Origin of the sequence: Nocardia caishijiensis NBRC 108228 (genome assembly GCF_001612825.1) — a bacterium.
GTDB classification, from domain to species: domain Bacteria; phylum Actinomycetota; class Actinomycetes; order Mycobacteriales; family Mycobacteriaceae; genus Nocardia; species Nocardia caishijiensis.
The window spans coordinates 137,500-164,384 of the sequence record NZ_BDBE01000030.1; the positions used below are offsets into that span (position 1 = coordinate 137,500).

26 protein-coding genes and 1 riboswitch are annotated in these 26,885 nt (G+C 67.3%); of the genes, 10 read left to right on the forward strand and 16 right to left on the reverse strand.

Translation table 11 applies throughout. From position 1 onward, the window contains the following. Positions 1–128 precede the first annotated feature (128 nt). Positions 129–908, reverse strand: a complete 780-nt coding sequence (locus NC7_RS13865) for an NAD(P)H-dependent oxidoreductase (protein WP_067983024.1) — start codon at positions 906–908, stop codon at positions 129–131. Positions 909–1,046: 138 nt separating this feature from the next. Here NC7_RS13865 and NC7_RS13870 point away from each other — a divergent pair, with 138 nt between their 5' ends. From NC7_RS13870 to NC7_RS13880, 3 genes are all read left to right on the forward strand, one after another. After that, positions 1,047–1,892: a helix-turn-helix transcriptional regulator gene (locus tag NC7_RS13870; RefSeq protein ID WP_067983026.1), complete on the forward strand. Its 846-nt coding sequence runs from the start codon at positions 1,047–1,049 to the stop codon at positions 1,890–1,892. A gap of 283 nt (positions 1,893–2,175) precedes the next feature. Further along, positions 2,176–2,481 carry a hypothetical protein gene (locus NC7_RS13875; RefSeq protein WP_157101997.1) on the forward strand — a complete coding sequence of 102 codons (306 nt, stop codon included), beginning with the start codon at positions 2,176–2,178 and terminating at the stop codon, positions 2,479–2,481. After that, the gene (locus tag NC7_RS13880) at positions 2,471–2,857 is read left to right on the forward strand and encodes a hypothetical protein (protein WP_157101998.1); all 387 of its coding nucleotides are present in this window, start codon (positions 2,471–2,473) and stop codon (positions 2,855–2,857) included. Before NC7_RS13875 ends, NC7_RS13880 begins: the two co-directional genes overlap by 11 nt. A gap of 193 nt (positions 2,858–3,050) precedes the next feature. Here NC7_RS13880 and NC7_RS13885 read toward each other — a convergent pair whose 3' ends face one another. Then, complete coding sequence (locus tag NC7_RS13885; protein ID WP_067983695.1) at positions 3,051–3,656, reverse strand: acyl-CoA-like ligand-binding transcription factor; 606 nt, start codon at positions 3,654–3,656, stop codon at positions 3,051–3,053. Between the two features lie 70 nt (positions 3,657–3,726). Here NC7_RS13885 and NC7_RS13890 point away from each other — a divergent pair, with 70 nt between their 5' ends. Together NC7_RS13890 and NC7_RS13895 are read left to right on the forward strand one after the other, a co-directional pair. Continuing rightward, a complete protein-coding gene (locus NC7_RS13890; protein ID WP_067983032.1) occupies positions 3,727–4,488 on the forward strand; it encodes a 3-hydroxyacyl-CoA dehydrogenase in 762 nt (253 codons plus the stop codon). Between the two features lie 415 nt (positions 4,489–4,903). Next, positions 4,904–5,275, forward strand: a complete 372-nt coding sequence (locus NC7_RS13895; RefSeq protein ID WP_067983034.1) for a YybH family protein — start codon at positions 4,904–4,906, stop codon at positions 5,273–5,275. A 27-nt stretch (positions 5,276–5,302) separates the two neighbouring features. Here NC7_RS13895 and NC7_RS13900 read toward each other — a convergent pair whose 3' ends face one another. Continuing rightward, positions 5,303–5,644: a hypothetical protein gene (locus NC7_RS13900; protein WP_067983035.1), complete on the reverse strand. Its 342-nt coding sequence runs from the start codon at positions 5,642–5,644 to the stop codon at positions 5,303–5,305. Between the two features lie 528 nt (positions 5,645–6,172). Continuing rightward, positions 6,173–8,443: a 5-methyltetrahydropteroyltriglutamate--homocysteine S-methyltransferase gene (gene metE, locus NC7_RS13905; protein ID WP_373861251.1), complete on the reverse strand. Its 2,271-nt coding sequence runs from the start codon at positions 8,441–8,443 to the stop codon at positions 6,173–6,175. 153 nt (positions 8,444–8,596) lie between these two features. After that, positions 8,597–8,797, reverse strand: a riboswitch (cobalamin riboswitch). Positions 8,798–8,976: 179 nt separating this feature from the next. On the opposite strand from metE, the gene NC7_RS13910 reads away from it, so the two are divergent. Both NC7_RS13910 and NC7_RS13915 read left to right on the forward strand, forming a co-directional pair. Beyond that, positions 8,977–10,524, forward strand: coding sequence for an MFS transporter (locus NC7_RS13910; RefSeq protein WP_067983045.1), 1,548 nt, complete (start codon positions 8,977–8,979; stop codon positions 10,522–10,524). After that, a complete protein-coding gene (locus NC7_RS13915) occupies positions 10,524–11,162 on the forward strand; it encodes a TetR/AcrR family transcriptional regulator (RefSeq protein ID WP_067983047.1) in 639 nt (212 codons plus the stop codon). The genes NC7_RS13910 and NC7_RS13915 overlap by 1 nt, the downstream gene beginning before the upstream one ends. Here the strand turns inward: NC7_RS13915 and NC7_RS13920 are convergent. From NC7_RS13920 to NC7_RS13935, 4 genes are all read right to left on the reverse strand, one after another. Continuing rightward, positions 11,113–11,994, reverse strand: a complete 882-nt coding sequence (locus tag NC7_RS13920; RefSeq protein WP_067983048.1) for an alpha/beta fold hydrolase — start codon at positions 11,992–11,994, stop codon at positions 11,113–11,115. The two genes, NC7_RS13915 and NC7_RS13920, sit on opposite strands and share 50 nt — an antisense overlap. Further along, on the reverse strand, positions 11,991–12,668 hold the full coding sequence (locus tag NC7_RS13925; RefSeq protein WP_201449882.1) for a TetR/AcrR family transcriptional regulator: 678 nt from the start codon (positions 12,666–12,668) through the stop codon (positions 11,991–11,993). Before NC7_RS13925 ends, NC7_RS13920 begins: the two co-directional genes overlap by 4 nt. 34 nt (positions 12,669–12,702) lie before the next feature. Beyond that, positions 12,703–13,881 carry a threonine synthase gene (locus NC7_RS13930; RefSeq protein ID WP_201449883.1) on the reverse strand — a complete coding sequence of 393 codons (1,179 nt, stop codon included), beginning with the start codon at positions 13,879–13,881 and terminating at the stop codon, positions 12,703–12,705. A gap of 231 nt (positions 13,882–14,112) precedes the next feature. Further along, on the reverse strand, positions 14,113–14,499 hold the full coding sequence (locus NC7_RS13935; RefSeq protein WP_236573432.1) for a nuclear transport factor 2 family protein: 387 nt from the start codon (positions 14,497–14,499) through the stop codon (positions 14,113–14,115). A 140-nt stretch (positions 14,500–14,639) separates the two neighbouring features. Between NC7_RS13935 and NC7_RS13940 the strand changes: the two genes are divergently transcribed. Next, positions 14,640–15,350 (forward strand): DUF8817 family protein, encoded by a 711-nt coding sequence (locus NC7_RS13940; protein ID WP_236573434.1) that lies wholly within the window; start codon positions 14,640–14,642, stop codon positions 15,348–15,350. Positions 15,351–15,424: 74 nt separating this feature from the next. Further along, positions 15,425–15,826 carry a bleomycin resistance protein gene (locus NC7_RS13945; RefSeq protein WP_067983051.1) on the forward strand — a complete coding sequence of 134 codons (402 nt, stop codon included), beginning with the start codon at positions 15,425–15,427 and terminating at the stop codon, positions 15,824–15,826. An 81-nt stretch (positions 15,827–15,907) separates the two neighbouring features. On the opposite strand, the gene NC7_RS13950 is transcribed toward NC7_RS13945, so the two are convergent. Next, positions 15,908–17,713 carry an alkyl/aryl-sulfatase gene (locus tag NC7_RS13950; protein ID WP_067983058.1) on the reverse strand — a complete coding sequence of 602 codons (1,806 nt, stop codon included), beginning with the start codon at positions 17,711–17,713 and terminating at the stop codon, positions 15,908–15,910. A 361-nt stretch (positions 17,714–18,074) separates the two neighbouring features. Between NC7_RS13950 and NC7_RS13955 the strand changes: the two genes are divergently transcribed. After that, a complete protein-coding gene (locus NC7_RS13955) occupies positions 18,075–18,755 on the forward strand; it encodes a 2'-5' RNA ligase family protein (protein ID WP_067983060.1) in 681 nt (226 codons plus the stop codon). Here NC7_RS13955 and NC7_RS29140 read toward each other — a convergent pair. Genes NC7_RS29140 through NC7_RS13985 form a run of 7 tightly spaced genes read right to left on the reverse strand, consistent with a single transcriptional unit; the run spans position 18,752 to position 26,819 of the window. Beyond that, entirely contained in the window at positions 18,752–18,898 is a 147-nt protein-coding gene (locus NC7_RS29140; RefSeq protein WP_167352432.1) for a hypothetical protein, read from the reverse strand. The genes NC7_RS13955 and NC7_RS29140 overlap by 4 nt on opposite strands. After that, positions 18,891–20,972, reverse strand: a complete 2,082-nt coding sequence (locus tag NC7_RS13960) for an MMPL family transporter (RefSeq protein WP_067983062.1) — start codon at positions 20,970–20,972, stop codon at positions 18,891–18,893. Before NC7_RS13960 ends, NC7_RS29140 begins: the two co-directional genes overlap by 8 nt. Next, positions 20,969–22,135 (reverse strand): peptide synthetase, encoded by a 1,167-nt coding sequence (locus tag NC7_RS13965; RefSeq protein WP_236573436.1) that lies wholly within the window; start codon positions 22,133–22,135, stop codon positions 20,969–20,971. Before NC7_RS13965 ends, NC7_RS13960 begins: the two co-directional genes overlap by 4 nt. 46 nt (positions 22,136–22,181) lie before the next feature. After that, complete coding sequence (locus tag NC7_RS13970; RefSeq protein WP_067983065.1) at positions 22,182–23,225, reverse strand: NAD-dependent epimerase/dehydratase family protein; 1,044 nt, start codon at positions 23,223–23,225, stop codon at positions 22,182–22,184. Continuing rightward, positions 23,222–24,868 (reverse strand): fatty acid CoA ligase family protein, encoded by a 1,647-nt coding sequence (locus NC7_RS13975; protein WP_067983067.1) that lies wholly within the window; start codon positions 24,866–24,868, stop codon positions 23,222–23,224. Before NC7_RS13975 ends, NC7_RS13970 begins: the two co-directional genes overlap by 4 nt. Next, positions 24,865–25,761 carry a hypothetical protein gene (locus NC7_RS13980; RefSeq protein WP_067983068.1) on the reverse strand — a complete coding sequence of 299 codons (897 nt, stop codon included), beginning with the start codon at positions 25,759–25,761 and terminating at the stop codon, positions 24,865–24,867. The genes NC7_RS13975 and NC7_RS13980 overlap by 4 nt, the downstream gene beginning before the upstream one ends. Before the next feature lie 8 nt (positions 25,762–25,769). Then, positions 25,770–26,819 carry a 3-oxoacyl-ACP synthase III family protein gene (locus NC7_RS13985; protein WP_067983070.1) on the reverse strand — a complete coding sequence of 350 codons (1,050 nt, stop codon included), beginning with the start codon at positions 26,817–26,819 and terminating at the stop codon, positions 25,770–25,772. Positions 26,820–26,885 lie beyond the last annotated feature (66 nt).

The window sequence follows — 26,885 nt, forward strand, 5'->3', positions numbered from 1 at the left end:
GCGGCGGCCAGTAGGGCGGTGCCCGCGACGGAAAACGAGCCTGCCGATGCCGAGCCCGATCGCGAGAGTGACGTTCGGTGCGCGGAACTTCAGGCGCACCGCCGCCACAATCGGAGGGTCGTCACCGGTCAGCCGCGAACATGCAGCCCGAAACCGGTGCGGCCCGCGGGTTCGAGTCCTTGCTTCAGGTGCAACGAGGGGATTTCGTAGTCACCGAAGTTCTGCCGACGGAACGCGATCGGTTCGGTCGATGTCAGGGTGAGCAGGCGCTGTTCCCATGCCTCAGCGATGTCCGGGTAGTCCTCGTCGGTGATGCGGTCGGCGCCGTACAGCACGAACGGCGGCAGCGGCTCGATTCCCGGGTAGTAGAGGATGCCGTGGTGGATCGGGAACAGCAGATCGTCGATGGGGCCGTTGATTCCGCGAGCGGCGTAATGCGACTCGGGGCCGCCGATCGTCACTGACAGCAGAGCTCTTCTGCCCGCGAGGGTGCCTTCGCCGAAGCGCTCACCGTATCTGGTGTCGCTGTGCTCGCCGACTCCGTAGGCGAAGTGGTAGGTGAACACCCGGTCCACCCAGCCTTTGAGGATCGCGGGCATCGTGTACCACCACAGCGGGAACTGGAAGATGATCATGTCGGCCCAGAGCAGTTTCTCCTGTTCGGCGCGGACATCCGCGGTGAGCGTTCCGGTGTCGAAGGCTCGGCCCGAATCCAGGGCCACCTTCAGCGGACGCGACGCATCGGGGCCGTAGTCCGCGGCGTCGACGACCGCCTTCCAGTTCATCGCGTACAGATCGCTCACCCGCACCTCGTGCCCCGCTTGCTCGAGCGTCGACACGGCCAGGTCCTTCAGTGAGCTGTTCAGCGACTTCGGCTCCGGATGAGCGTGGACGATCAGCGTTTTCATGAGAACTCCTTCGGTTCGGATGTCTTCGAGCCTGACCGCCCACGCGCCCGATATTCAGGGGCGCTCGATCCATCGGACGGGAGTTCCTGGTATCGGCAGGGCCACCTTCACCGGCCGGGCCGTGGTCATACTGGGAACATGGACGATCTGGCGGGATTTCTGCGGACTCGGCGTTCCAGGGTCGACCCGGCGGCCGCCGGTATACCCACCGACGCACGCCGTCGCGTCGAAGGGTTGCGCCGCGAGGAAGTCGCGCACTTGTCCGGGGTCAGCGTCGATTACTACGTGCGTTTGGAGCAGGGTCGGGCGACGCAACCTTCCGAGCAGGTGCTCGACGCGCTCGCTCGTGTGCTCGGGCTCGACGAGACCGAACGCGGGCACCTCTACCGACTGGCCCGGCAGCGTCGCCGCCGCGCCAAGGCGCCGAACGGGCGGATCCGGCCGGAGCTGGCGCGGGTTCTCGATCTCGTGGTCGGCGCACCCGCGCTGATCATGGACCATCGCCTGGACGTGCTGGCCGGGAACCGCCTGGCCGGACTCCTCTACGGGCGGTCGCTACCGGGCCTGAACACCGCCCGCCACATCTTCCTCGAGGAAACCGAGCGTGGCCTGTACGCGGACTGGGAGAAATGCACCCTCGACGTGGTGGGGCATCTGCGGCTGGCTGCCGGTAAGTATCCCGACGACCCCCGACTGGCCTCGCTCATCGGCGAACTGGCGATGGGCAGCGAGCGCTTCCGTCGGTTGTGGGCCCGCGCGGACGTCTGCGCCCGCACCCACGGACGCAAGGCATACCAGCACCCGATGGTCGGACTGTTGGAACTACATCAGGAGAACTTCGCACTGCCGGACGGATCAGGTATGGAATTGGTGGTGCTCTCCGCCGCCCCGGGCAGTCCTGCCGAGGACGGGCTGCGCCTGCTGGCGGGCTTGGGTGCGGACAGTGGGGCGGAGCACTCCGTGAATTCGCGGGTCCGCGAGTGATCGCGTTGCCGCACCGGCGACCGTGCTACGGAAGTGTTTGACGCACAGGCTGATCCACAGCCCGATCGGGTTCGGACGTGGTGACGATACGGGAGCTGCAACGGCGGAAGCGGCGGGCTTCGCGGCCGTGTACCAACCGTTCGACGGCGACTGGTTCCGGTTCGAGAACGCGGCCGACTACTCCGACTGAGCGGTGGACCCGCCACCAGGTGATCTGTGGCTGGACCCCGAGTCCAGTCTTCCGGTCGGGCGATCGAGGCCGGATGTGGTTAGAGTCGGTGCCGTGTCTGTGAATGTCGGTGTCTTCGTGGAGATCTCCGGGTTGCGCGACGATCGGGAACAAGCAGGGATGACCACCCTGTTGACCGAGGTCGTGCGCGCGGAGCGGTTGGACGACGAGGTGTTCGTGAGTATGCGCGGTGTGGGGGACGACCTCGCTGTACGCGCCGATTCCGGCGACCACAAGGTGATCTTCGCGGGATTCTTCCGGTGGCAGGAGGATTTCGAGCAGCGAGTGACGGCACGCGCGACGCGGCTGGTGCCGCACGCGCGGGTGCGCTTCGGGTGGGAGTACGAAGATGAGTTCTGATCCACGCGTCGACGGCTCGTGGACGGATCGGCTACCCGATCCTGCGCCCGTGGTGCATCGAGATCTCCAGGTGCGGGTCGGAGGATGGGATCTGACGACGCTCACCCGTGAGCACCTCGCGTACTGGGTTGGCTGCATCCCGCTGCAGTTCGGCAACACCTTCATCGTGGTGTCGCGCCGGGACCAGCCGACGTTCATCCAGGCCTACCGCAACGGGCCGGACGACTACGACCTCGAGATATCCGACGCGCCATCGAAGACCAGGTCCACCGTCGTGCGCGACGAGGCGGAACTCGTCGCAATTCTCTGGGCCTGGCTCGAAGGGGACCGTGCCGCAGTCGACGCCCTGGATTGGGAGCCTTCCGTTCACCACTGATGGCCGGACGCGCCTTCGGTGGTCTGGGTGGCGCTCGCCACCGGCGACGATCGCGCGGTGCCGACATCGGATCGGTCGATGGCCACTGATCGTGGCTCCACGGTGTTCGACGGCATTGTGCGTGTCGCCGCGAAGAAGGGCCTGCGCGCGCCGCGCCGCATTGAAACCGCGCAGCCCGCGAAACCTGACGGAATCAGGCCCGCGCGGAGCCCGGCAGGTGCGGATCCATCCAGCGCAACATCCGATCGACCGAATCCGCGCAATCGCCGCGCGCGCCCGCGTCGGCCCACTCGATCAGCGCGGCGAAGGTGGCGGACTGGTAGGCGGTCGCGAGGGCCTGGCAGATGGCATCGGGGGAGTCGGGCAGCCGGTCGGCGAGGTAGGCGGCCAGCGTATCGATCCACGGTTGGTAGATGCGGGGCGCGGTCGCGGCCAGTTCGGGTTCCGACGAGATCAGCCGCAGCCAGGCGGGCGCGAGCTCCTGGACCTGCCGGTCGCGCGACACCGACCCGACGATCGCGGTCCGCACGACCACCGCGGGCGCCTCGTCGGCGGCCGCGCGAGCCAGCGCGTCGCGGAGCCGTTCGGTCGCGGGCGCGACACCGATCCAGGCGATCTCGGAGCGGGAGGAGAAGTGCCGCAACAGGGTTCGGGTGCTGACCCCGGTGGCCTCGGCCAGCTCGCTCCAGCCGGTGGCGGCGAAACCGCGCTCTGTCCACAGCTGTAACGCGCCGACGGACACTGCGCGGGTATCGAGCACCGAGGGTCGGCCCGGGCGGCGGGGAGTCGGCTCGGTCACCCCGAAAGCCAAACAGTTTTGGCGAAGTGTGTCAATATCGGTGGGCCGTCACCGAAACAGGAGAAACAGTATGGATTTCGTCAACTCGTCCGCGATCGTCACCGGCGGCGCGTCGGGCCTCGGCTTGGCGACCGTGCAGGAACTGCACGCCAAGGGTGCCAAGGTCGTCATCGTCGACCTCCCCTCGTCCAACGGCGCCGCTGTCGCCAAGGAACTGGGCGAGGGCGCGGCTTTCGCGGCCGCGGATGTGACCGATGAGTCGGCGGTGGTCGCGGCTCTCGATGTCGCCGAATCGTTGGCACCGCTGCGGATCGCCGTGAACTGCGCTGGTATCGGCAATGCCATCAAGACGGTCGGCAAGAAGGGTGCGTTCCCGCTCGCCGATTTCACCAAGGTGATCAACGTGAACCTCGTCGGTACCTTCAACGTGATCCGGTTGGCCGCCGAACGCATGTCGGCGACCGAACCGGTCGGCGAGGAACGCGGCGTCATCATCAACACCGCCTCGGTCGCCGCCTACGACGGTCAGATCGGGCAGGCCGCGTACTCGGCGTCCAAGGGTGGCATCGTCGGCCTGACCCTGCCCGTCGCGCGCGACCTGGCGAGCTTCAAGATCCGCGTCGTCACGATCGCGCCCGGCCTGTTCCGCACGCCGCTGTTCGAGACCTTGCCCGAGGAGGCGCTGCAATCTCTCGGTGCCCAGGTGCCGCACCCCTCCCGGCTCGGTCAGCCCACGGAGTTCGCCGCCTTGGCCCGCCACATCGTGGAGAACCCGATGCTCAACGGTGAGACCATCCGCCTCGACGGTGCCATCCGGATGGCACCGCGCTGAGTCGGACCCTGCCGTGCGATGTCCGGGCCGAGGGCTGTCGTGCCCGGATGTCGTGGCGGAGGTGATGTTCGGCGCCTCGTCATCTGTCCGTTATCACAACGTTGCTCACTCGAAGCCGGTTGCTATGGTGAACGCGCAAGAGTGTTCGTTCGGATGAAGGAAGACAATGGGAAGCACTGTCCTCGACGTCATCGCGTTGGTGACGAACCGCGCTGCGGAGTTCTGGAACTGGATGGCGACCGGATCGTCGGGGTTCCCGCCGCTGTGACCGGCTGACACCGAGTTTGTGCGCGAAACCTCCGAGTGCCCACGGGTTTTCGGGGGTTTCGTCGTTTCCGGGGCGGTGCCGGGTTCCGGTTCGTGTCGTACCCCGGCGCTACCGTTGGCACACGGACCCGAGTCGAGGAGGGTGACGATGACCGACAGTATCGAGGGCGCCAGGGAACGGGCCGAGCGCCCGGAGGATCTGAGCAGGCTGGTGGTCGAACGGTTGAACGCGGGCGATGTGGACGGCCTGGTCGAACTGTACGAGACCGAAGCGGTGCTCGCATTGCCCGACGGTGTGGTCGCGACCGGCATCGAGGAGATCAGGGCGGCCTACGCCCGCCTCGTCGCCGACCGTCCCGTGTTCCAGCCGGGCCCGCAGGCACCGGCGTTACGCGCGGGCGACCTCGCGCTCACCTCGTCCCGTCTGCCCGGCGGTACCGGTGCGACCGTCGAGGTGGCCCGTCGACAACCCGACGGCACGTGGCGCTGGATCCTCGATCAACCGAACGTGCTCGGATGAGCGTGGCGCCCAACGGTTTCCGGCGTGTCAGTTCGGGGTCAGGCCGGAGGAGAGCACCACGACGACCTTCTCGTCGGTGACCTCGCTGACGCGCACATCCATCCCTTCGGCGGGCTGGGATTCCCCGGCGGGTACGGTCACTTCCTGACCGCCGATCCGCAAGGTGACCACATTGCCGTTCACGGCGACGAGTTCGGCGTCGATGCCGAGCACCGAGGCCTTGGCGTTCACGCCGCGGTCGAAGGTGACGGTGCATCCGCTGACGGTGCATTCGGAGGTGGTTCCGGGCCCGGTGACCGTACAGGCGGTGGCGGCGAGGGGGAGCAGCAGGGTGAACGCGAGGAGCGTGATCCGCCGTCGAACAGACATGCGATGAGTGTAATCGGAAATCGATGCCCTGATTCGCGGTCGGCGCCGCCCGCCGGGCGCGGATGCTGGCCCCGGACCGGCTACCGATCTGGAGGCAGCGCTGCCTGGCTGGTGGCGGTAGCAGTCGCGGTGTAGCGATTCGCGACCGTCTGCTCGACACTGTGATCGTTTCTCTCACAGACGAAGTCAGTCCGATCCCTTGGGGCTTCGACAACGTGCACCGGGCGGTTGTGGCTGCTCTCGTCGCGATCGGCGAGGATCCGATGGCGCTCGACAGGATGACTTTCGCCGTTACGCTCGCGCACACAGAGTCCGGTTGGGTTCAAGAAACCGCGTTCCAGTTGCTTCGTCTGGGAGTGCCACCACGGCTGTTGCGGCGTCGACGGAGGGTTCGCCCAAGGAGCTCGGCTGACTGGGGCCGAGGTTTGATTCAGGTTCGACCACCGGAACTGCTTGCGGAAAGCGGCGGAGTGTCGCGCGGTGGTCCGCGTCGGTTGGCGCTGCCGACGCGGACTCGCGACTATCCGGTCAGCGCAGGGCTGCCGCCGCGGCGACGAGGTTGCGCAGTGATGCTTCCACCTCGACAGGTCCTCGGGTTTTCAGCCCGCAGTCGGGGTTGACCCAGAGGCGTTCGGCCGGAACGGCTTTCAGCGCCGACCGCAATGAGGTAGTGATCTCCTCGACCGAGGGTACCCGTGGGGAGTGGATGTCGTAGACACCCGGGCCGACGCCGAAATCGAAACCCGCGGCGTTGAGGTCGTCGAGGACTTCCATGTGGGAGCGGGCTGCCTCGATCGAGGTGACGTCGGCGTCGAGACCCGCGATCGCGTCGATGATCCCGCCGAACTCGGAGTAGCACAGGTGGGTGTGGATCTGGGTGGTGTCGGCGACGCCAGCGGTGGCCAGGCGGAACGAGTCCACCGACCACGCCAGGTAGGCGGGCCGTTCGGCCGAGCGCAGGGGGAGCAGTTCGCGCAGTGCGGGTTCGTCGACCTGGATGATGCGCGTGCCGTCGGCCTCGAGATCGAGGACCTCGTCGCGGATGGCGAGGGCGATCTGCCGGGCCGAATCCTCGTGCGGTTGGTCGTCGCGGACGAACGACCACGCCAGGATGGTGACCGGACCGGTGAGCATGCCCTTGACCGGTTTGGCAGTGCGGGACCGGGCGTAACCGATCCAATCGGTGGTCATCGGGGTTGGGCGGGTGACGTCGCCGAACAGGATCGGTGGCCGCACGCAGCGGGTGCCGTAGGACTGCACCCAGCCGTTGTCGGTGGCGGCGAAACCGTCGAGCAGTTCGGCGAAGTACTGGACCATGTCGTTGCGTTCGGGTTCGCCGTGCACGAGTACGTCCAACCCGAGTCGCTCCTGCAGTGCGATCACCTCATCGATCTCGGCTCGCATGCGGGTGACGTACTCGGCCTGGTCGATCTCGCCTTTGCGCAGGGCGGCGCGCGCCGAGCGGATGGCCGAGGTCTGCGGGTAGGAGCCGATCGTCGTGGTGGGCAGCGGTGGAAGGTTCAGCTCCGTGCGCTGCTTGTCGCGGCGGTCCCCGGCGGGGCCGCGTTCGCTGTCGGCCGGGGTGAGAGCGGCCAACCTGGCGCGGACGGTGTCATCGTGCAGGCGCGGGTCGGTGCGGCGGGACTCGGCGGCCTCGCGTGCGGCACGCAGCTCGGCGGCGACGGCGTCGGTGCCTCGGGTGAGTGCCGTTGCCAGGACACGCACTTCGTCGACCTTCTCGGCGCCGAACGCCAGCCAGGAGCGCAGCCGCTTTTCCAGGCCTGTTTCGGGTGCGAGCGAGTAGGGGGCGTGCAGCAGCGAGCAGGAGCTCGACACCGCGACCGAGGCCGCACTGCCGAGCAGCGAGCCGAGCGTGCTCAGTGCGGCGTCGAGGTCGGTGCGCCAGATGTTGCGGCCGTCGACGACACCGGCGACCAGCAATTTGTGCGACAGGGCGGGCACCGAGGCCACCGCGTCGACCGTTGTGCCCGCGGTGAAGTCCAGGGCGACCCCTTCGACCGGAGTTGCCGCGATCTCGGCGAGCGCGGCATCGGTGTGGCCGAAGTAGGTGGCGATCAGGATCGCGGGTCGGTCGGTCCGCGCGGCCAGTTCGGTGTAGGTGGCACGCACCGAGGCCAGTTCGGAGTCGCTGAGGTCGGTGACCAGGATGGGCTCGTCGATCTGCACCCACTCCACCCCCGAGGAAGCCAGGCGTGCCAGCAGGTCACGGTAGAGCGGGACGAGTTCGGCGAGGCGGTCCAGTGGGGCGCCGTCGGCATGCTTGGCCAGCTTGAGGAACGTGACCGGTCCGATGACCACCGGTCGGGCCGGGATGTTCAGGTTGTCGGCTTCGGTCAGCTCGGCGAAGAGCTTGGCCGGGTTCAGGGAGAACTGTGTCGCGGAGTCGATCTCGGGAACGATGTAGTGGTAGTTGGTGTCGAACCACTTGGTCATCTCGAGCGGGGCGATGGTGTCGGTGCCGCGCGCGGCGGCGAAGTAGCGATCCAGAGGGTCGGCGATGTCGGCGACGCGCGGGGGCAGCGCGCCCAGCAGCACGGCGGTGTCGAGAACCTGGTCGTAGTAGGAGAAGGTGCCGACCGGGATCGAATCCAGGCCAGCGGCGGCGAGCACGCTCAGGTGGGTGTGGCGCAGCTCGCGGCCGACCGTGTGCAGGTGGTCGGCGTCGGCTGTGCCTGCCCAGTAGGCCTCGGTAGCGCGTTTGAGTTCACGGTTCGGCCCTACGCGGGGTAGTCCGAGAACGGTTGCGGTGAAAGGGGTGGGCGAAAAAGCCACGGTGATCGTCTCCGGTCCGGATGCGGATAGCCCTCGCCTGTGTGGGCAGCACCGACCGCCGACCGCGCCGAGCACGAGACAGGCTCGTGGAAGTCCCGGTGGGTCGGTCATTGTGTCGGTCCGTGCGCCCAATCCTCGAGGCGGAGGCCGCCGGACACGGCGTGTCCGGCACAGCGGGCAGGTCTTCGGACTCGTGGGCACCAACCTCGCGGCTGACCTACTGGCCGTCGCTTCCCAGGCAGGTGCCCAGTGCTCGTTGACGGCGTTCGTTCCCACTCACCGCTGCGGGACAGTCCCGGATTTCCACCGGGTTCCCTCTCACCGGATGCCGGTATACCGGCCTCCGGTTTCGACACGATCACCGGAGTTCGGGGCTCCGACTCCGCACGGTGAACGTGAACCAGCTGCGCCCGCAATGCTACTCGAGGATTCGGCCGTCTTGACATTCGGCTCGGAGCGGTTGCCGGACGGAGCCACCGCAAGTAAATTGAACTATCGTACAAATAGTACGTTGGTTCAATTAGATGGGTGGTTGTGGGATGGTCGTCGCAGGGGAGAGTCGAGCCGCGGGGTGGCGGGAATGGAGTGGGCTCGCGCTGTTGGCGTTGCCGACCATGCTGCTGGGGCTCGACGTGACAGCGCTGTACTTGGTTGTCCCGAGTTTGGCCGTCGAACTGAATCCCTCCGCCACCGAGACGTTGTGGATCATGGATGCCTACGGCTTCTTGATCGCGGGGCTCCTGATCACGATGGGAACGCTGGGTGACCGGATCGGTCGGCGTCGGCTCCTGCTGATCGGAGTGGCGGTGTTCGCTGTGGCCTCGGTCGCGGTTGCCTTCGCTCCGACGGCTCTGTGGTTGATCGTCGCGCGTGCGCTGCTCGGTGTGGCAGGGGCAACGCTGATGCCTTCGACCCTTTCGTTGATCAGCACCATGTTCACCGATCCAGGGCAGCGAGCATCGGCCATCGGGGTTTGGGCGACAGCATTCGGCCTGGGGATGGCGGCGGGCCCGATCGTGGGTGGCGTGCTGACCGCAGCTCTGTGGTGGGGCGCGGTCTTCCTCATCGCGGTCCCGGTCGCCGTGCTGGTGCTGGCCGCAGCGCCGACGCTGCTTCCGGAGCGCCGATCACCTGCCGGTCGGCTCGATTTGCTCAGTGCCGGGCTGTCATTGGTGGCGATCCTGCCGGTCATCTACGCGATCAAGCACGCCGCCTCTCACGGCCTCGGACTCACGTCGGTGGCGGCCGCTGCCGTCGGTGCCGTCGCCGCCGGTGCGTTCGTCCGCCGTCAGCTGCGTCTGTCGGAGCCGCTGCTCGACGTGCGGCTGTTCACGGGCTCGACCTTCTCCGCCGCCTTGTCGGTGCTGTTGATCGGCCTCGTCGGATTCGGTGGCGCGATGTTTCTGGTGACTCAGTACCTGCAACTCGTCGCAGGGTTTTCTCCGACCACGGCTGGGCTGTGGATGGGTCCGCCCGCGCTCGCCATGCTCGTCGGCGCCATCGGGGCACCGTTGCTGGCACGGCGTATCTCACCCGGTGTGGTGATGGCGGCGACTTTGGCGCTGTCGCTGCTCGGATACGCGTCGTTGGCAGCGGCGGACACCGACAGCAACGGTGCCGTCGTCGGGGGATTCGCCCTTGTCTATCTCGGACTCGGGGTCATCGCCGCGCTCGGCACCGACATCGTCGTCGGCGCGGCGCCACAGGACAGGGCGGGGTCGGCGGCCGCGCTGTCGGAGACCGTCCAGGAACTCGGCATCGCCGCCGGTGTCGCGCTGCTGGGAAGCGTCACCACCGCGATCTACCGCGGCGGGATCGAGGTTCCCTCCGAGTTGTCCGCATCGGCGGCCGCGACCTACAGTGACAGCCTCGCCGGAGCGTCATCGCTGGCGAGCCGGATATCAGGCGACGCTTTGGAGCATGCGCGAACCGTGTTCACCATCGGACTCAATACCGCGGCTGTGGCCGCGGGCGCCGCGATCGCGATCGCGTCCCTGGCCTGCTTCGTGACGCTGCGACGCCTGCAGCCCCTCGGCGACGTCGACCGGCACACGGAGTCGGCTGTCTCGCCGACCGGGAGTCGGTGATGAGCGAGGACAAGGCGACAACGGCAGAGCCGGAGGTTGTCGACGGACGCAAGTTGCGTGGGCGACGCCGACGAGCTCAGATCATCGAGGCGACCCTGGAGATCGTCCGACGCGATGGGGCAACGGGTGTCACCCATCGCACCGTCGCCAAGGAAGCCGGGATCACCACGAGCCTGACTCTCTACTACTTCGCCACGCTGGATGATCTGCTGGTGGCGGCGTTGACGAGTGTCACGCAGGAGTACACCGACCGCATCCAGGATCTCATCGACGCCGAGAACGACGACCCCCTCGACGGCCTGTCCGAACTCATCGCGGAATCCGCGGGCCCGGGACGCGAGCGAGCCCTCGCCGAACGGGAACTGTCGACTCTCGCGGCGCGCCGTCCGGCTCTGCGCTCGGCCGCGCGCGCCTGGCGCGACAAGGTCGCTGAACTCGCGCGGACGCGGACCGACGATCCTGATGCGATCGAGGCTTTCGTCGCGTTGTCCGACGGTTTGTGTACGGCCATCCTCCTCGATGACCGCGAAGCCGACCCCGGACACATCCGGGCGGTACTCGGAAGAGCACTGTCACCAAGCGGCTCGGTCAACAGTGATCGAGTGTCGCGGCCAAGAACTCGCGCGCAAGCCGATTGAATTCTTCGGGCCGGTCGTAGGTGACGATGTGCCCGGCGTCCTGGACGGTGACCAGTCGACCGTTCGGTGTTGCCGCCGCCGCGGCCGACATCTCCGCCGCTGCGACGAGTGAGTCGTTGCCACCTCGGATCCACAGAGTGGGTGTGGTCAGGTGCGGGAGGGTAGGTAAATGGTTGAGGCGCATGGCGAATGGGCCGTAGGCGTGGGTCATCCAGTCGTCGAGGGCCGGTTCGTCGTGATCGGCTTTCGCGACGGCTTCGGCGGTGGCCAGTTCGACGATGGTGTCGAAATCGGGGGTGTCCGCGCCCGCGGTGAGGGTGCTGATCATCGACTTGCGGATCGAACGGGGATGACGCGCCAGGTATCGACTGGTGAGCCGCAGGACGCCGGGGGTTCGGATGATCAACCAGGTGAGGAATTGTGCTGTGCGTCTTGCGCCGATTCCGCCGGGGCCGACGGCGATCAGGGCGGTGACTCGTTCGGGGTGATCCAGGGCGTATCCGGTCGCGACGCCCGCGCCGAGTGAGATACCGATGATCGCGACTCGGGGCAGGTCGAGGGTGTCGAGCAGTTCGTGGAGGAACCGCCGGTAGAAGGTGTCGTCGAGGATTCCCTGCCAGGGACGGCTGTTGCCGTGGCGGGGCAGGTCTATGGCGTAGATACGGTGGTCGGTGGCGAGGTCGGGCACGGTCCGGCGCCACACGCCCTGGGCGGTGTCCAGCATGCCGCCGTGCAGTAGGAGCAGCGCGGGGCCGGAATCGCCCGCACGGTACAGCCGCACCGGGCCACCGGCAACAGTCAGGTCGGTGGAGGACTCGAAGATGTCGGTCATGGCGGCTCCTGCGAATCGAGTTGTGTTTCCAGCCGTTCGAGCAATTCCAGCTGCGCCGCGCGGGCCGCTTCGGGATCGGTGGGGAGGCCGGTCGCGAGCCCGCGCCCGACGAGGTCGGCGAACAGACCCACAGTGGCCGATAGCATTTCCGCATCGGTCGGCCCGAGCGTGCCAGGCGCATGGATCAGACCGACGGTGAACACGCTGAGTACCTGCGTGATGGTGTCGGCGGGGATGGTCGCGTCGATGACGCCCATGTTCTGAAGGCGAGCGATGTAGTCGCCGAGCCAGCCCTGGCGCCGCAGATAACGGTCGTCGGTAACGGTCTGAACGTAGGTGCCCAGCACATTCTGATCGCCGGTGTACAGCGCGCACATCAACGGATCCGCCAGGAGAGTCTCCACCCCGAACCGGTAGACCGTCGGCAGATCGATGAGGTCCGGAGCATCGATGACCCGACGATGCACTTGGGCGCTCAACTGCCGCATCCGGTCGTGCAGCACCGCGGCGAGTATCGCGGGCTTGTCTGGAAACTCCAGGTAGACGGCTCCCTTGCCGATGCCAGCACGAGCGGCGATCGCCGACACCGTCGTTGCGGGCCACCCCTTGTCCAGCATCAGTTGCCGTGCTGCGGCCAGGATGCGCCCCCGGCGGTCGGGAACCAGAGTGCACACTCCTTCGTAGTGACCCGATACTGTCAGTAGGTCACTACGAAGGCAAGAGCTCGAGCAAGGCGCCGTGGACGCTGCCGGTCACCCGTGGATCTCGCCCAGCAGGTCGGCGACCGTGGGCGCGGCCTTCAATCCCGAACCCGTAAGGAGGACAACGGTTTCCTCCGCTTCTGCGATGTGCCCTGAGTGCAACAGGGCCGAATACGCGGCAGCGGCGCACGCACTGGTCGGTTCGACGAACAGCCCGGTCGAGCACAACTCGTCGAGTGCGTCCACGATGTCTTTCTCGGGGACAGCGATCGTCGCGCCACCGGTGTCGCGCAGGGCCCCCGATCATCTGCGCCAGTCGCAGCGGTCGGGGGATCGAAGTGCCTTGCGCGATCGTCGGCGACACCGCACGCTCGACCAGCTGGTCGGTGCCCTCGGTGAAGCTCGCATCGACCGGTGAGCAGTTCAGCGGCTGCGCGGCGAACAGGCGCGGCATCCGTTCGATCTGCCTCGCCCGCAACAATTCACCGAACCCGAGCCAGCATCCGAGCAGACTGCTACCCGCACCGACCGGGACGATCACATTGTCGGGAACGCGGAATCCGAGGTCTTCCCACAGCTCGTAGGCGAGGGTCTTGGTGCCCTGCAGGAAGAACGCCTGCCAGTTGTGACTGGCGTAGAACGCGTCGCCGTCGGACTGCCGGATCGCCTCGTTCTGCGACTCCTCCCGCGGGCCTTCCACCAACTGCAATTCCGCACCGTACGCGCGAACCTGCGCGATCTTGGCCGACGATGTGGACGCGGGCGCGAAGACCTTCACCCGCACACCGCCCGCGGCCCCGTATCCCGCGATCGAAGAGCCACCATTGCCGGAGCTGTCCTCCAGCACCGACCGGATTCCGCGATCGCGCAGGTAGGACAGCATCACGCTCGTGCCTCGGTCTTTGAAGCTGCCGGTCGGGTTGAGGAAGTCCAGTTTGAACAGCGGTCGCCCGCCGTGGGCCCATTCCCGCTCCAACAGCGGTGTCGAGCCCTCGCCGAGGGAGATCGGGTGCGAGATGGGAACCGGAAGCGCCGCGCGATACCGCCACAGCGACTGTACGGAGACGTCGATGTCGGACCGGTCGATTCCCGGCCCCGGGTCGATCCACAACGGACGTCCCGCCGCAGATCTCCATCGGGGCTCGTTCAAGCGGTACTCGCTGCCGTCCACGGGATCTCGATACACGCTCACTCCTTCACGCTCCACACTTTCGTCGTGCGTGGCAACCAGACCCCCGGCGAGCGGAATCTTCAGTTTGCCGCAGGCGGAACGAATTACGCAGTGAGATAGAGCATCGTCATCGCGCGCGGGTCCGCAGGCCGTCCTCACGGCCGGGCGACAGACGAACCATTCCTCGCCACATCGCCCTTACGGGCGCGGCCGAGTCGATCTGCCCCCACCGTTCGGTGGATCTGCTCAGTCCGCCGTGCTGGCGTGTGCTGCGATGATCCGCCAGCCATGCTCCTCGTCGTGCAACCATGAACGCGTGTAACGCATTTTGGCTCCGAAGGGCTCGCCGTCGACGGTTCCCTCGATGGTTCCGAGGAACCAGGTCACCCCGGCACGTCCGTCGGTGAGCACGTTCAGTTCTTCCTCGATCACGGCCGTCATCACCTGTGTCCGGGTGCGGTGGAGCTCCAGATCATCGGCCTTGGTGTAGACATCCGCGCCGAAGGTGAAGATCAACCGGTCATCCAGTAGACGATCCAGCGCCTGCACATCCCCAGTGAGTTGCGCGGCCTGCAACCGCCGCTCGGCGTCCCGCAAGTTCTCCATCCACTCAGCCTGCCAGCCGATGTCCACCCGCGCCAGGGTGTTCGCGTTCGGTCGGCTGTGCGGCGGACCGAGGCCTGGAGATAAACCGGGATCGTCGATGACAAGCGAATGTCGTAGTTCTCACTTCTATGTGCGAGCGGACAGCGCGGTTTCCTAGCGTCGAGAGCATGACAGAGAAAACAGTTCCCCGATTGATGGCCCAGTCGATCGACCCGGTGAGCGACTTCTACACCGCGATGGGGTTCGAGATCACGTTCAGGCAGACGGCGCCGTACCAGTTTCTCAGCGTGCGGCGTGGGGGAATCGAGCTGAACTTCTACGGAGACAAGAAGTTCGATCCCACATCATCGACGCACGGTTGTCTGGTCGACACCGACGACGTCGATTACCTGTACGCGATTTTCACCGAAGGACTGCGGGAGGCATTCGGGTCGGTGCCCGTTCACGGGGTGCCTCGGGTGGGTGCGTTGTCGGACCGCAGCTATGGGGTGCGCGAGTTCTTGGTTACCGACCCGGGCGGGAATACGATTCAGATCGCGCAGCCGATCAGCGCGGATCAGCGGCACCGGCCCTTGCCGCAGGAAGTTTTCGATCGAGCTATCCATGTGGGTGCGCTGTTCGCCGATTCCAAACAAGATCTGGAGCTGGCGGTGAAAGTGCTCGACCGCGCTCTGAGTCGCACCGACGCGGAACCGACGTCGGTCCAGTTGGTCAAGCTGCTGGTATTGCGGGCGGATGTCGCAGTGCGTCAAGCTGAGCCGAATCTGGCACGGAAATTGTTGTCTCGCGCGAGAAGAGCTGGGATCGGCGGGCCGGATCTGACTGATGTCCGTCGGCGAATCGCGGAGCTCGAAGTCGGGTGTGATCCGGCGGGGTAGGTGGGAGGCGCAGCGCTGCGTCCCGCACCTACTTTCGATTCATGTCGAGAATCGGTCCGCGGGAAGGTCCTGCTGTGGCGATCCTGCCTTCGCGGAATGTCGCTGCGACGCTGGCTTTCTTCGATCGGTTGGGGTTCGAGACCGAGACGTATTCCGTGGAGTACGGTTTTGTGCGACGGGATGCCATCGAATTGCACTACGCCCTCGTGCCGGACCACGACCCGTGGCGGGCGGCTGGGGCTGCCTTCATCGCTGTGGACGACGTTGATCGTGTGCACGAGGAGTTCGTCGCTGCCGGAGTACGGCCGACGGAATCAGATGATCCGTTGTACACCGACGATGAGTTGCGTCGGCGATGGAAGGCCGGTGGGGACCTTGCCCGGGTGACTCCGGCCGAGGACAAGCCTTGGGGCTTCAGAGAATTCGCGCTGATGGATCCGGACAACAACCTGCTCCGGTTCGGCAAGCCGGACTGAATCACCGGGTACGGCACAGACGAATTGCCGTACCCGTCCGGTGCCGTCGTGCCGGGCCAGAACGTCGTGCGGCTTTGGAGGTCAGGGGGTCACGATGGCGAAGTCCGGGTCGGGTCGGTCGAGTAGACCGAGGAGTCGTTGGAGGACGCTGATATCTCCGGTGTGGTCGATTCCATCGGGCCCTCGGCCTGCGAGGAGGGAGAGGAGCTGGGTTTTGGTGAGGGTGAGTGTGAGATCGACTGCCGCTTCGCGGCGTGGATCGACGGTGCGGATGAGTGCCCCGTTCGACAGAGTCAGCCGCATCGTGGAGTCGAGATCGGTGAAATGCCAGTCGATCACGAGTGATTCGGTAGCCGCGCGCGGACCGTTGACTCGGATGGCCACGGTGTCGAACAGTTGCTCGATCGACAGTGCCGCTGCCATACCGTCGGCGAGGCTCATAGGGGTGGGATAGACACCGTCACGGAGCTCCTTGGCACCCATGAGGTAGAAGCCGCGCCAGGTGGCGTTCTCGGCGCCGTAGCCGAGCTTGGTGTAGACCTCGGCGAGATCGTTCTTGGCGGTGGCGTTGTCCGGGTCGGCGAAGACCGCGTGCTTCAGCAGTTCCGCAGCGAAGCGCAGATCTCCGTCGCGGGCGAACTCGGCCGCTTTCTCGACGATGGTGTCGATACCGCCGAAAGCGCGCACGTACCGTTTCGCGGCGGCCTCGGGCGGATGCTGCCACAGGGAGCTCGGGTGGCCGTCGAACCAGCCGAGATAGCGCTGATAGATCGCCTTGACGTTATGGCTGACCGATCCGTAGTAGCCGCGCGCGCACCACGCGTCGTCCAGACCCGAAGGCAACTCGATCTGCTCGGCGATCTCGGCACCGGTCAGGCCCTGGTTGAGTAGGCGCAGGGTCTGATCGTGCAGGTAGCAATACAGGTCGCGTTGGACGCTGAGAAACTGGATGAGATTGTCGAGGCCCCACGTCGGCCAATGGTGCGAGGCGAACGCGACGTCGGAATCGGTGGCGAACATGTCGATCGCCTCGTCGATGTAGTGCGACCACACCCGTGGGTCCCGCACCAGTGCGCCCCGCAGGGTGAGCAGGTTGTGCAGATTGTGGGTAGCGTTCTCGGCCAGGCACAGCGCACGATGGCGGGGGAAGTGGAAGTTCATCTCGGCGGGTGCTTCGGTGCCAGGGGTCAGCTGGAACACGATTGGTACGCCGTCGACGGTCTCGCGTTGCCCGGTATCGGTGATGTCGATGGTCGGCGGGTACAGACTCAGCGTTCCGGAGGAGGTTTGGATGCCCAGCCCCGTACTCATCTGGCCGTCCGGGGCAGGGGACAGCCCGACGGCGTACATGTAGCTGGCGCGTCGGGTCATCGCGGTACCGGCGTAGACGTTCTCCGCGACTGCCTCGGCCATGAACCCGGCCGGAGCCAGGATCGGCACCGTACCCGGACCGTCGGGCAGCACACCGGCAACACCGCCGAAGTGGTCACCGTGGGAATGGGTGTAGATGACACCGGTGACCGGGCGGTCGCCGCGGTGCTCGCGATACAGCGCCAGACCCGCCGCGGCGCATTCGGTCGAGATGAGCGGGTCGATGACGATCACTCCGGTGTCACCCTCGACGAGAGTCATGTTCGAGATATCGAATCCGCGGATCTGATAGATCCCCTCGACTACCTGATAGAGGCCGTTCTTCACGTTGAGCTGGGCCTGGCGGAACAGGCTCGGGTTCACTGTGTCCGGGCAGGGGCCACCGAGGAACGCATAGCCGGAAGTGTCGAACACGATCTTCCCGTCGGCGTTGCGCACCGTCATCGGACTCGACGTCGCGATGAAGCCGCGGTCAGCGTTCTCGAAATCGGTGCGATCCTCGTAGTCCAACGCCATTCTGGATCAACTCCTATGGTGCGATCACCGATGCTGGTGGCATTCATGATCGACGGCTACGACAATCCCGACCTCACCCGATACGGGCGAATTTCACATCGTGACATCCGGTTGAGGGTCCGAGTGCGAGTGGATTCGAACACCCGCGCTCTCTCGAATCGCGGAAGTGGGCTCTCGCCAAGGGGACGACTCCGAACATCGGCGTCCCGAAACCGAGTCATTTCGAAGGGTTGGTCCGGGCTCGCGAGTGTGATCCGGAATCGAACCGGCAACGGATCGGTCTCGTCGGGTTGCTCCGTGATCTGGGCAGGGTAGTTCTTGACCGAGAGGTAGCCCGGCATCGCAGGCGGAGGTGCGACACATGGACATGAGCGCGACGACGACGGCCAGTCGCTGGTGGTGGCGTCCGGGATGGACCCCGGGCCGGTCGTTCTACGACTGGCAGGTGATGCCAACCCAGCCCGTCGCCGACAAGCTCGTGGAGATCTTCGCCCCCACTGTGGCCCGGGTGCCCGGCCTCGAACAAGTCGACGCGCCGCGCCTGCGGGTGGAAGTGCAGGGGGTGGGTTTCGTCGACGGGGTGAAGGGCGTCGATCTGGCCCGGTTGGTCGAGGGCTCACGCACCTTGCTCGCCGAGCACGCGCCTTTTCCCATTACCTTCGGTCCGCCAGTGGTCGCGGTCGACGGTGTGCGATTACCCATCGCGCTACCCGAGGAATTGCTGCGGGTGCGGGAGGATCTCACTCGGGCGTTGACCGACGTGTGGATCCGGGAGCGGGTGCCCGAGTTCGGCGAGGCGCTGAGCCCGTACCTGGCACTGGGTTACACGAACCAGCCGGTGCCGGTGGCGCGGATCGAGGACGCGCTCGCCGCCGACGGCTTCGCCGACTTCACGCTCGACGACACGGTGTCGTCGGTGTCGCTGGTCGAGTTGGAGTGCGAGAACGGCCGATACGACTGGTCGGAAGTGGTGTCGGCCGAGTTGCTCCGCGACCCGCACCCGTTGCTGGAACGTCTGACGCTGACCGGCTCGTCGCGCTAGTTCTCGTTCGACCCGGTGTCCGGCATGGACAGCCGCACGACACCGGCCTCGAGGTCGAGATCGAGCCGGGGTTCGTGTGCCTGGCCGTCGCTGTCGCCACTGCCTTCGTGCTGCAGCTTCTTGCCGGGAAACATTTCACCCATGATGCCCACGTCTCCACGATAGCCCCGGGTACCACCAATTCGCCGGTCCCATCAGCTGGACCAGGGCGGGAACCAGCAGCATGCGCACCAGGGTGGCGTCGAGGATCAGGGCGACGATCATGCCGACGCCGAGCAGCCGCATCGGTGTCAGGGGTGAGAGCGCGAACGCGCCGGTGACCAGCACGAGCAGCACGGCGGCGGCGGTGATCACCCGGGCGGTGCGCACGGTGCCGAGGCGCACCGCCGTCGCCGTGTCCGCACCCGCGCGGTGTGCCTCGGCCATCCGCGACAGCAGGAACACCTCGTAGTCGGTGGACAACCCGAACACCACGGCGATGATGAGGACCGTCATGCCCGCGGGAAGCGGTCCGTGGCTCACCCCGAGCAGGCTCGCGCCCTGACCGCCCACGAAGATCCAGGTGAGCACACCGAAGGTGGCGGCCAGACTGAGAAACGCCATGACCACGGCTTTGAGTGGCAGGATCACCGAGCGGAACGCCACAGTGAGCAGCACCATCGTGACCAGCACCATCACGGCGATCATCAGCGGCAGTCGGTCGACGGTCGCGTCCACGCTGTCCAGGGTGGCTGCGGTGTCCCCGCCCACCTCGACGACCGTGGGGCCGGGGGCGGGTAGCGCACGGATCGCACGCACGGCGTCGGTGGCCTCTTCGCTGCGATCGGCGCGGGTGAGGAAGGCGTGCAGGACGACGAAGTCGTCGTCGCGCCCGACCTGGACGACATCCTCGACCCCTGGCACGGCCTCGATGGCCGCAATCGACCCCGACACCGCCGCCGATTGCGGTGGCCCGTCGAGGCCGCGCAGCAGAACCGTCGCCCCGCTCGATGCCGCAGGGAACCGTGCGGTGAGTTCCTCGACCGTGTGGCGCAGGGGACTGTCGGCGGGCAAGGCCCGGTGGTCGATCTCGCCGAGGCGGATACCCACCAGTGGTGCGGCGAGGACGAGCAGGATCGCGGTGACAGCGATCGTCACCGTGCCGGGCCTGCGCAGCACTGTGTCGACCACCCGACCCCAGAATTGCTCGGTGCGCGTGGTCGGTTTCGCCCGGCCGATACGGGCGCCGAAGAGCACGAGCAACGCGGGCAGCACCGTGAGCGACAACGTCGCCGCGAGGGCTACGGCCGCCACAGCGCCGATGCCGAGGGAGCGCAGCACGGCCTGCGGGAACACGAAGGTGCCCGCGAACGCGCAGACCAGCAGTGCCGCCGACACGGCGACGGTGCGACCCGCACTGGTCATCGTCCGGACCACTGCCGCGTCGACATCGCCACGCGCGGCGTATTCCTCCCGGAACCGGTTGACCAGGAACAACCCGTAGTCGATGGCCATGCCGAGTCCGAGCAGGGACGCGATATTGACCGCGAAGGTGGTCACCTCGGTGACCTCGGTCAACAAGCGGATGGCGCCGAGCGCACCGCCGACGGCGAGGAGCCCGACCACCACGGGTAGCGCGCCCGCCGCGACACCGCCGAACACGAGCACCAGAACCAGCAGCGTCAGCGGTAGCGAAATGGACTCCGCGACAACGAGATCACGTTGAGACCTGTCGATGATCTCGGCATTGAGGGCGCTGTAACCCGACAAGCGGGTGTCGACGCCGGGCACCTGGAGCGCCTCGGCGATGGCGGGAAAGGCCGCGATACGAGCGGTGTCGTCGCCAGCGGTGTACACCACCGCCACCGCGTGCTCGCGGTCTTCGGACACCAGGAAGTTCTTGCGCGGCACCACCGCCGACCAGTAACTTTCCACCGGCCGGGCCAGCAGTGCGGGGTCGATCCGGTCGAGGGCGGCGCGCACCTGAGGGCCGATCTCGTCGATCGTGCGCCCCTCGGGCGCGGTGTAGAGGGCGACCACATCGGGGCTCTGCGGACCGAGCCGTTCGGTGACGAAGCGGTCGACCAGGGCGGATTCGCTGCCGCCGTCGACGAACCCACCCGCGCTGAGACGTTCGGTCACCGTCGCGCCGTAGGCGGCGCACAGCCCGATGAACACCAGGATCGCCGCGAGGACGGTGCGCGGCCGTGCCGCGATGCAGCGGGCGAGAGCGGTCACCGCGCCGAATCCACGACCGGGAGTTCGGCTTCCAGCATCGCGACGATCCGGTCGAGCAGGGCTTCGAGCCGCGCTTCGATTCCGGCGCCGTTGCGCGCCGAGACGGTGAGCTCGGTGTGTCCGTCGAATTCGGTGAGGCCGAACAGCAACGGCATGGCGACGCTGTGCTGGGGGAGGACGAACAGACCGGTGGGGCGGAAACCCGGGACCGCGAGGTCGTCGGACGAGAACCGGCCCATATGGGAGACGGTGGCCGAGGCCAGGTTGCGGCCCAGTCGCGCGCCGAGCCAGTTCGTCGTCCGCAGCACGCCCCGGTTGACCGGGTCGGGCACCAGGGTGATGCGGGTGTTGGCCAACTGGTTCAGCTCTCGCCGCTGCGCGAGCCCCGCCTTGATGATGTCTTTGACCTGCGTCCAGTCCGTTCCGGGTGCGATATTGAGGAACAGCGGCAGTGCCAGGTTGGCGGTCGAACGCAGCGCCGGATCGTGACGGCGCAGATCGACCGGCATCATGATCCGCGAGGTCCCCGGGGTCTCGGCGGCGAGCTGGGCGCAGACGCGGGCCAGCGCACCGGGGCCCGCGGCGTGCACGCGCCGGTGCCGCAGCAGGTGCCGCGCGGTGCCGCGTCGTTGCCTGCCGCGTCCGACGGCACTGCGGTAGCGCGGAATCATCGGGGTCGGCGTACCCGGTGCGCCGACCCGGTCGACGAGCTGCTGATCGGCCACCGGATCGGGTTGCGGAACCGGGTCGACACCACGCAGTGCGCGCAGCACGTTGGTGGCCCACAGCACCATGCCCATACCGTCCATGACGCCGTGGAAGACGCGGAACACCAGGGTCCGAGTGGGCGCCGTGAGCAACAGGACCTCGACAGTGGCTGCCGGAGTCGGCCCGATCCCGCTGGTGAGCACCGGGTCGGATTCCAGGGCGGGACAATCGAATTCGTGATCGTCGACCACACGGACGGCGGGGGCGACGCCGCTGTCCACCCAGAGGTCGCCCTGCCTGCGCAGTCGCGCGCCCGGCGTCACGTCCGCCGCCGCGGCGACCGCCGCGCGCAACTGCCTCGGGTCGATCGCGCCCTCGCCCGGCACGACGAGCTGCATGAGGAAGGGTGGGGCGAGCTCGCGCATGGGGAAGTACATGCGTTCGGTGGTCGTCACGGGTCGACGGAAGGCTGTGTCGCCGTTCATGATTGCCTCTCGGGTGTTACCGCAGGTGCCCGGCGAGCGACTCGATGCCGCCCTGGGCGTCGAGCCAGGTCAGGAACGCGGCCAAGCCCGTGTCGCGGTCCACGACCGGGTGATAGCCCAGGTCCCTGCGGGCAGCGGTGGTGTCGTAGGTCGCGGTGCGGGTCATCAGGGCGACGGCATAGCGTGACAGCGGTGGCGACCAGCGCCGCGCCACGGCCGGAATACGCCAGACTGTCTCGATGGCCGCGACGACGGTGGCGAGGACACGAGGATTCGGTCTGCGTGTCGGCCGCTGGAAGCCGAGCCCCTCGGCGACCTCGCCGAGAAACCGCCACACATCGGTCTTTTCGGCATCGGCGATGAAATAGGCCTTGCCACCGATGTTCTCGGCACTGATCGCGCGCAGGCAGGCGTGGACGATGTTGTCCACGTGGCACAGCGATGCCTCGATGGTCCGACCGTAGGACAGGTCGGGCAGGGCGCCGTCGGCGGTGCGGGCGAGCAGCCGCACGATCGGGCCGGACCGGTCACCGGCGCCCCAGATCGCGCGCGGACGTAAGGCGACGGTGCTGAAGTCGGCGGTGTTCGCCGCCAGGACGGCCTGCTCGGCCGTCGCCTTCGTCTCGGAATAGTGATTCAGGTACCGGCGCGGATAGGGCAGCGACTCGTCGACCTCGATCTGGTCGCCGCCGTCGCGGTCCATCAGGGCGCTCGGGCTGGAGATGAACACGAATCGGCGCGCACCGCCGCTGCGGGCGGCGTCGAGCAGCAGTTCGGTGGCGCGCACGTTCTCCACCCAGAACTGGGCGCGGGTGCCGCGCTCGTCCACGCGGGCCGCGCTGTGGACCACCACGTCCACACCGTCGGCGGCCCGGCGCAGGGAGTCGGCGTCGGCGAGATCGCCTTCGACGATCGTGACGGCCTCGCGCGCGCTGCCGAGGTCGTCGAGCACACTGGTCGGCCGCACCAGGATCGACACCTCGTGCGAACCGTCGGCCACCAGGGTCCGCACGATGGCGCCGCCGAGGAATCCGGACGCGCCGGTGACGAGAATCTTCATGAGTTCAGCTTCTTCGCGGCCCAACGGGCCAGTTCTTCACGGCCGATCTTGGCGTTGTGCCGGATGTCGACCGGGAAACCGGGGTGGATGAGGAAGTCGGTGATCGGTGCCGCGGTGTCGAGGGTGGCGGCGCGGTCGCGCAGGCGCAGGTCGACGGCCACGGCATCGGCCTCCGGCTCCAGTTCTACACACAGCACCGGCCGGTGCGCACCGGGTTCGCCGACACCGACCAGCGCCGTGCGCGCGACACCACGAACCGCGTTGAAGACCTGCTCGACCTGGACGGTGAACATCGGCCCCGCGGCGGTGCGCAACCGTTGGCTCTTGCGCCCGCAGAACCAGACACGGCCCTGCTCGTCGAGCCAGCCCAGGTCGCCGGTGCGGTGCCAGACCCGGTCGCCGTCGGCGATCTTGCCGAGGGCGTTGGCCTCGGCGGGCCAGTAGTAGCGGGTGCTCACGTTGGGTCCGCAGACCACGATCTCGCCGATCCGGTCGACGGGTTCGGCGTCGGCGAGGGTGGCGATCGGCGCGTCCGTGACGGCCACCAGCCGCACCTCGACATGGTCGGTCGGACGCCCGATGCAGGTGCCCTCACCCTGTGTCGCCCGTTCGACCAGGCCGTCGAGCAGTTCCCGCGATTCGATCGTCGTCATCGGCAGCGCCTCGGTGGAACCGTAGCCAGCGAAGATCTCGACATCGGGACGCAGGACCTCACGCAGCCCGGCGATACACCACGCGGGTACCGGCGCGCCCCCGGAGAAGATGCTGGCCAGGGTGTCGAGTTCGACGGGATGCGACCGGAGCCGGGCGAGCAGTGGAATCAGCACGGCCGGTGACGCGAACATCGTCCGCACGCCGAACTTCGTGATCGCGTCGATGACGTGCGCCGGATCGGTTGACCCGACCTTGCTGGGAATCAGCGGTGGCAGCACGCACCGGGAACCGAGCAGCAGGTCGAGTACGCCGACCAGCGGCAGCGTGACCAGCGAGGATTCCGGCGGGGTGTGTCCGCGCGCGGCGTGCACCTGCTCGACCATGGCGGCGAGGTTGCCGTGGGTGAGTTCCACGGCCTTGGCCGGGCCCGTACTGCCGGTGGTGAAACCGATGATGAGCAGGTCGTCCTCGGCGGCGGGCGCACGCTCGGGGAGCAGGCCCGCCGGATCGCGGCCCCACGACCGCAGTGTCGGTCCGCCCCAGAACCAGCGGCGGCCGACGGTCAGCGTGGTACGCACCCGGCGGAAGCTGCGTGGGAACAGCACCCGCAGCGCGTGGGCCTGGGGGATCCCGATGAACGCCTCGGCCTCCACCGCCCGCAGACAGTGCACCATGCGCCGCACCCCCATGCCCGGGTCGATCACCACCGGCACCGCACCGATCTTCAACAGTGCGAACAGGATCGCGTACAGCTCCGGGCTCGGCAGCACGAGCACGATGGTGCGCGTGCCACTGCCGACCCCGGAGCTCGTCAGGTGTTCGGCGATGGTGTCGGACCACCTGTCGAGGTCGCGGTAGGTGACCCGCCGGTAGTCGGGCATCCCGTCGACGGTGGTGCCGTCGGGGTAGATCACCGCCGGGCGATCGGGTTCGGTGCGGGCGATCTCCCGGAAGCGGTCGATGGTGGCCCAGTAGGTCGCGGTGGTCACGCGGCGTGCTCCCCGGGCAACCGGTAGAGGGTGGCCGCCGCCGACGGTCCGGCACCGGCGCCGACGAACAGGATGTGGGTGAAACCGTCGAGGTCGGCGTTCTCGACCGCCCGTGCGTAGGCCAGCGGCAGCGCGGCGGTGTGCGGGTCGCCGTCGGTGAGATCCGGTGTGCGCACAGCGTTCTGGTCCAGTCCGAGAGCATCGGCCAGGCGCTTGGGGAAATGCGCGCTCGGGGTGGAGGCGATGAGCGCCACCCGGGCGTCGGAAGTTCCGGCCAGCGCCGCGCGACCGGCCTCGGCGGCCACCGTGAGTACCCGGTCCTCGAAGTCGGGGTCGCGTTCGATCGTCATGAGGCCGCGGCCGACGGTGCCCATCGTCGCGGTGTCGACATAGGCCTGCCCGGCGGGTGAGCCCGGCGCGGTGACGGTGTGGACGGGGCCGAAACCCTCCGGGCCCGCGACGTGCTCGAGCAGCAGGGCGGCACCGGCTGTGGCGTAGGGAAATTCGGTGTCCGCGTGGGATCGGGTGAGCGAGGGGTGGGTGTCGCCCGCGACGATCAGCACGTGTTCGGTGCCGGTGGCCAGGATCGCGGTGGCGACCTGCACGGCGTTGACCACCCCGGTCGCGCCGTTCATCAGGTCGAAGGAGAAGGTGCGCGGATCGTTCTTGCCGTAGTCCAGGCCGATGCCCGCGGCCTTCTGGATCATCGCGGCGACGGCGGGTTCCACGGTGTTGGAATCGCGGAAGACACCGGTGTTGATGAGCACACCGACCTGGTCGGGCCGGATTCCGGCCTGCTCCAGGCAGTTACGGGCCGCGCGCCCGCTGTGCTCGACGATGCTGTGGGTGTCGGTCGACCGACTGGTACCGGTGGCTCGGATACGCACGCCCATGACGAACCTCAGACCTTCAGGGAGGAGATGGTGGTGGACAGGAAACCCGCGACGACGCCGGAGGCGGCGGGCACCATGAGAACCTTCGCGCCCGCCTCGATGCCGTCCTGCGCGAGCTGATCGTGCAGCACGATGAAATGTGAAGTGGTCGAGGTGTTTCCGTACTTCTCGATCACATTGAGGTCCGGCGGGATGGGGGCACCGAACTCGCGCTCGGCGACCGCGTTGATGAAAGGTACGGCCGCGGCACCGAACTGGTGGTGGATGACGTAGTCGAATTCCTCGTCGGCGAAGGTGCGGCCCTGCTCGGCGAGGAACTCGCCCTGGGCGTCGGGCCACAGCAGGAACCGCGCCTCGTTGTGCATCTTGCGGTTGTCGGTGTAGAGCGCCACTCCTGCGGACTTGTCACTCGGCATGCCGAGGCACAGGTGCGAATGCTCAGCGGCCGTGAGCAATTCGATGTAGTGGATCTTGTCCGCGTCGTCGACGGCCTGATCGAGCACGACCGCGCACCCCGAGTCGCCGACCGAGAGCGAGGCGAACTGCAGGTCGTACTTCTCGGAGATCTCGTTCACCGCGGTCTCGGCGATCGGGGTGATGGACTCCCCGCTGACCACCATGCCGTTGCGCACCACACCCGCCCGGATCATCCGGTCGAGCAGGTAGGTGCCGGTGAGCATGCCCGCGCAGGCGTTGGACACGTCGAAGGTGATGGCCCGCTCGGCGCCGAGCTCCTCGGCGATGCTCGAGGCGAAGGAGGGCTCCATGTAGATGCGGGTGCCCTCGTTGCTGCGGGTGATCGAGCAGGAGATGATCACCTCGAGTTCGCCCGCGCTGTAGCGCGAACGCTCGAGACAGTCCCGGGCGGCGTGCACGGCCAGGGTGAAGGAGTCCTCGAGGCTCTCCGGTCGGGTGTCGCGGAACCGCCGCTCCTTGATGCCCGTGATTTTCTCGAGGTCGAAAGCGGGTGGCGTGGCGAGCCGGGAAAGTAATTCTTCGGTCGAGACGATATTCGACGGAAGATACGCACCGATGGATTCGAAACGCGAATGCGACACGAAAACTCCTGACAGTCGAAAAAGGTCGCCGGTGACCGTGACGGGGCCGATGCGAGCGGACACTAC